General features: G+C 48.8%; 6 protein-coding genes. All 6 read right to left on the reverse strand.

The window, feature by feature from the left end; translation table 11 throughout:
* Positions 1–1,033: hypothetical protein (locus QVD32_RS12575; RefSeq protein ID WP_287710308.1), on the reverse strand; the 1,033-nt coding region annotated here is incomplete at its 3' end.
* A 24-nt stretch (positions 1,034–1,057) separates the two neighbouring features.
* Positions 1,058–2,602: a hypothetical protein gene (locus QVD32_RS12580; protein WP_287710309.1), complete on the reverse strand. Its 1,545-nt coding sequence runs from the start codon at positions 2,600–2,602 to the stop codon at positions 1,058–1,060.
* A gap of 10 nt (positions 2,603–2,612) precedes the next feature.
* The gene (locus QVD32_RS12585; RefSeq protein WP_287710310.1) at positions 2,613–3,071 is read right to left on the reverse strand and encodes a hypothetical protein; all 459 of its coding nucleotides are present in this window, start codon (positions 3,069–3,071) and stop codon (positions 2,613–2,615) included.
* Positions 3,052–3,582 carry a hypothetical protein gene (locus tag QVD32_RS12590; RefSeq protein WP_287710311.1) on the reverse strand — a complete coding sequence of 177 codons (531 nt, stop codon included), beginning with the start codon at positions 3,580–3,582 and terminating at the stop codon, positions 3,052–3,054. The genes QVD32_RS12585 and QVD32_RS12590 overlap by 20 nt, the downstream gene beginning before the upstream one ends.
* Positions 3,579–4,376 (reverse strand): hypothetical protein, encoded by a 798-nt coding sequence (locus QVD32_RS12595; RefSeq protein WP_287710312.1) that lies wholly within the window; start codon positions 4,374–4,376, stop codon positions 3,579–3,581. The genes QVD32_RS12590 and QVD32_RS12595 overlap by 4 nt, the downstream gene beginning before the upstream one ends.
* A partial coding sequence (locus QVD32_RS12600) for a DUF6712 family protein (RefSeq protein WP_287710313.1) occupies positions 4,333–4,546 on the reverse strand: 214 nt, incomplete at its 5' end. The genes QVD32_RS12595 and QVD32_RS12600, both read right to left, overlap by 44 nt.

Consider the following 4,546-nt stretch of genomic DNA (forward strand, 5'->3'; position numbering starts at 1 on the left):
CCTCACAAGTAAATGTACCTCTGCCGCTCACGTCAGCGTTAGCCACGGTGACGTAAGGCTTGGTCGAAGCATTTACTGGACTTGACGTACCGTTCCAGTTGGTAGCAACACCGCTGGCATTGTACTTCGTCCACTTGTACGTGAAGCTTGAAGCATGGTCGCTGTCAGCCTTCACCGTAGCACCATCCTCCACCACCTTGCCGTCTTTCCACACACGGGCGAAAAGCTCGGTAGACTGGGCACCGTTCACAATCTTGTCGCCCGTCAGCGAGTATACCTCCACAACGTATGGGTCGCTCGCATCGAAGAACGTGACGATAGCGCTGGCGGTATCACCACCATCCTTGACAGTACAGCGGAAGGTCTGGAAGTTAAGCACGTCATTGGCACTCACGTTCAGAGTGCTCACGCCACCCGAAGTGCTCACGCTGCCCGAATCCACAGCACTCCATGTGCCGGCACTGATATTCAGCACCTCCCAAGTCATAGAAGTCAGAGAAGTGTCCTGCACGTTGCCACGGAAGAACTTCGCCACGGCACGCAGCTTCTTCGTGTTGTTGGTCGAGTCGAACGTGTTGCCATCGGGAGTCTCAATCTGCACCGTTTGGAGCGCACCGCCACTCTTCGCCAGCGAAATCGTCTTGTAGCCGATGCATGTAGTCGTAGCCTTAGTCTCTGGGTCAGTGTATTTGCACGACCATTCTATGTTCTTCACGCTGCCGTTATGGGCGATGTTGCCGGTGAGGTTAAGCTGATACGACTTGCCGCTCACTGGGGTAGCAGCCGCACCATCCACCTTCCACGACCATCCCGTACAAGCCGAGGTCGGAGCCTGGTCTGTAGCATTGCCAGTCACGTAGACACGGGCAGTGATAACGTTAGGGCTACTTGCCGAATAGTTCGGAGTGTACACACCCGTGTCGGGAGTATAAATCTGAGTCTCGCCCTTAGAGCACTGAGTGAAACACTGAACGGCCTTGCCGTCATTGAGGTCAACGATAGTAATCTGACCATTAGCTAATACTTTTGCCATAATCGTTTGTTTTTTAAAATATTATTATATGTTACTATTAATAGTCTTTGTATCTGATATGCACACACTGCATCCGAATTGTGCTTGTCTATCTACGTCGTCACGTGTTATAAGACAGTTCCGGCCAACCCCCTCATGCAGCGTGTTCCATACAGCATCATCTTCTGCATCAGCCGATTGTCGCCACCACGACCATGAGCTGTTGCTCACGGTGTCGCTTATGTCCTCGCCATTGCGTAGCAGCGTTGCCTTCAGCGTCATTTCGCCCGAACCGTTAATCATCACCGTGCCCGTATCGCTCGTTATCATTATCTGATAAGCAACACCATCCTCGCCCTTCTCGCCCTTCTGCGCACTCATCACAAGCTGCCAGTCAGCGCTCCCGGGCATAGGCTTACTCGTGCTGCCCTCGGGGTTGGTACACAGCCACACGCCGTTGCCGTGGCTTACCTGGTCATAATAGCTGTAGCTCAAGCCCTTCTGCCACTCGCCTCTGTAGTTCACCATGTGCATAGCTTCACCACTCGAAGACACCCACTTAAAGAAACTGCTTTTAAACCTCGTTCCATCGGGAGATAGCACGAACACATCCTTGTCTTTGTGAGTAAAGTTAGTAATGCCTCTATATCCGACGATGCGAGGGGTACCTGCGCCTGTCGTCTCGAGCATCATGACATTAGCCCTTCCTGTATCATTATACTTTGCGTCTTCTGAATCTATTGCAGCCATCCTATGTCCATCAAGCACGATGATATCTCCAGCCGCAGGCGCATCATTCTCAGGGCTTTCGCAGTCTGTAGCAGACAAGATGATCCAAGAGAATTTCTTCCCCTCGAAAAGAGTATTTCCTTCCTCGTCTTTGATTACTTCAGCAGAAGCAGATACAGCCGTTACCAGTCTCCAGTAAAATTTGTTTTCGACTCCGCGGTATGTACCACTTTGAATATTAAAAGTCTGGCATTTTGCCTGATCATATTTAGTCCAGGTATTCTGCGTAGCCGTTGTTCCGTCATCTGCCAGGATATAACATTGCCAGCCTATCAAGTCTCCAAGAGTTCCATTTTTTTCTGCAGTTCTCACCTCTTTGACGTAATGTATTTTGCTGGAAGAGCCGCTTAGATATACATTCCCGCCTACAGAATAGAGCTTTCGGATTTCCAAATCGTTGAATATCGCTTTCCCCCATACAACCAGATTTGAAAGATACATCGTGAATTTATCGGAAGACTTCTCAATGCCAAAGCCTTTCTGAAGAATCTCGCTAAAATCAGTAGATTTAATAGTATCAACAACAAGATTTCCATCCTTGTCAAGGTGAAAAATGCCGTTAGGTCCGAATGTTGCACCCCCTTTAAGACTTGCCACATTATCAGAGATCAATCCTTTTGCAAAAGTAATGATCCCTTGGGCTATATCGTCTGAAGACGAAGATAACTTTTCTCTGTCAGCAGATAATAAAAAGTCGAACATAGAGAGAAGACTATTGCCAACACGCCTTGCTGTGTTTGCACCTTTCGTCCGCTCATCCCTGATACCTTCAAGGATTTTTATTATTTCGTTTTTGCCCATATAATCTAATTTATATTTTATTGTCAAACATCTGCTTGAAAATGTCTGCCATCAGGCCTAAATATTCCTCGCCGTAAAACATGCCCTCCATGTCGTTGAGTTTCATGATAGAGGCATAATATTTTTTATTGAACCATGGTTTGCGCTGACGAGGCTCGCCCAAATGGTGCTTAGCACGGTATTCAGGATCGAGAAAATGAAGGTCGCCAGGGTTGCCATGGTAATAGCCATTGCCTGTGCCAGCCTCTTGATAGAGACCATAGAGCAGGAATTTGTGGGCTATCATGCGAGAAGAACCACCGTAAGAAGTAGTTTGCACGCTATTGAAGAGGGCACCGGTATGCCGGATGCGGTAGTGCATGAGTTTTTCTTTCCAGATGTTGACCATCTCCTCAGCCCATTCCTTCTCATAGGCGTAAATGTCTGCTTGTGAGACAGGACGCTTGATGTCATTCGTTCCATTCTTCATCGTTGAACTCCAGGTTTAAAGGTTCACTCACGTCAAGATGAAACTCAACGCCTGTGAGGCCGTTGATGAAATAGACACCTATCTCACGGCTGTCTATCTGGTCGCTGAGCATGTAGGTGTATTCTTTGAATTGCCAGTCGTACTTATCGATGACGATTTTGCTCAGAAACTGGCGGAATATCTTGCGGCATGTGTTGAGCTTCTCCTGTCGATCATTCATGTCAAACTCTTTGTAGCGCATGAGGATCCACACGGTATAAGTGATGACCTTGCGGTAGCTGCCATCGCCGTTGATGGCAACGTTGCCCTCGTTGGTGTCATCGATGACCACGAAGTTTTTGCTCTTGGACATATTCTGCAACATACCCTCGAAAGAGAGTGGGCTGCTGCAGGTGGTGGGCATGAAGCCCAGCTCAGAGGTAAGCTTGTTTTGCTTAGTGAGATCTCTGAAGTAAGAGAACGCATCGAAGCCCACCTGTACAGAAGGGGTGTTTATTTCAGTTTTAATCATGATGTTTTCAGTTTATCGTTTAACTCCTCAGCCTCACGTGCCTTGGCATCCAACTCGGTGAGTGCACGCCACACATCAGACCTCTCGATTTGTTTCTCCTTGGTGATGTCTCCACCCGTGAGCGCACGGATTTGCGCATCCATTGCCGCACGTGTGTCGTAAGGCTCACCGCTTTCAGAGGCTGGCTTGAAGAGGTGTGGAAAATGCTTCGAGAAGTTATCCTTGACGAACATGAACCACAGGAACACACCCATCAGCTCAGACTCGGAGCAATCTATCGTGTCAGGTTCCTTGCCATCAGCCTTGAGGTAAAGACAGCGTGCCATCTCACGGAGTGGAGCGTTGCTTGTCTTGTTGGACTGCAGAAACTGCTGGAAAAAGTTGTCTGCGGTGATGTAGTTGGCAAAGGCGAAGTCGTGCAGTTCTACATCGACCGCCTTGTATGGGCCGATGAAGTCGAGCCGATTGTCTGCACCGTTGCCGTCGAAGATGTAATCGAAGGTTTCGCAGAAACTTTGCACCTGCCACAATTGTAGGAAGAATCTCTGTTTCTTGCCATCCTCCAGCTCCGTCTCGCAGAGCCATCCGTCTTTCTTCTCGTTGAGCACCTTGATGCCGCAGAAACGAGCGAAGAGGTAGGTGCGCATCTGGTATTCCGTCCATCCTTGTGTGAGGAGTGTCAGGACGTAGCGCAACTGTTCTTGTGTGAGTTCACTCCAGGAGTGGGGTGCATGAAGTTGCAGGCTACCGTCAGCCAGCAAAGAAGAAGGTCGTGTCATCAGTCTTGTTTTCATACGCTTGCATGTGGTTTGCCTTGTAGGCGGTTGAGTCTCTGTATTTGGCGAAGTCATCGAGGTGCTCTTCGATGAAACGGAGAAGGCTCTCGAATGAGCCATGAATGTCTCTTTTGTCGATGAGTTCACCGTTTTTGGGCAGGAACAAAGCGATGAAATCGAGCATTTTG

This window comes from Barnesiella sp., assembly GCF_022723415.1.
GTDB lineage: Bacteria > Bacteroidota > Bacteroidia > Bacteroidales > Barnesiellaceae > Barnesiella > Barnesiella intestinihominis.

Coding starts and splice junctions, on each gene's coding strand:
- QVD32_RS12585 (WP_287710310.1), bottom strand. CDS start 3,071: ATGAAGAATGGAACGAATGACATCAAGCGTCCTGTCTCACAAGCAGAC.
- QVD32_RS12590 (WP_287710311.1), bottom strand. CDS start 3,582: ATGATTAAAACTGAAATAAACACCCCTTCTGTACAGGTGGGCTTCGAT.
- QVD32_RS12580 (WP_287710309.1), bottom strand. CDS start 2,602: ATGGGCAAAAACGAAATAATAAAAATCCTTGAAGGTATCAGGGATGAG.
- QVD32_RS12595 (WP_287710312.1), bottom strand. CDS start 4,376: ATGAAAACAAGACTGATGACACGACCTTCTTCTTTGCTGGCTGACGGT.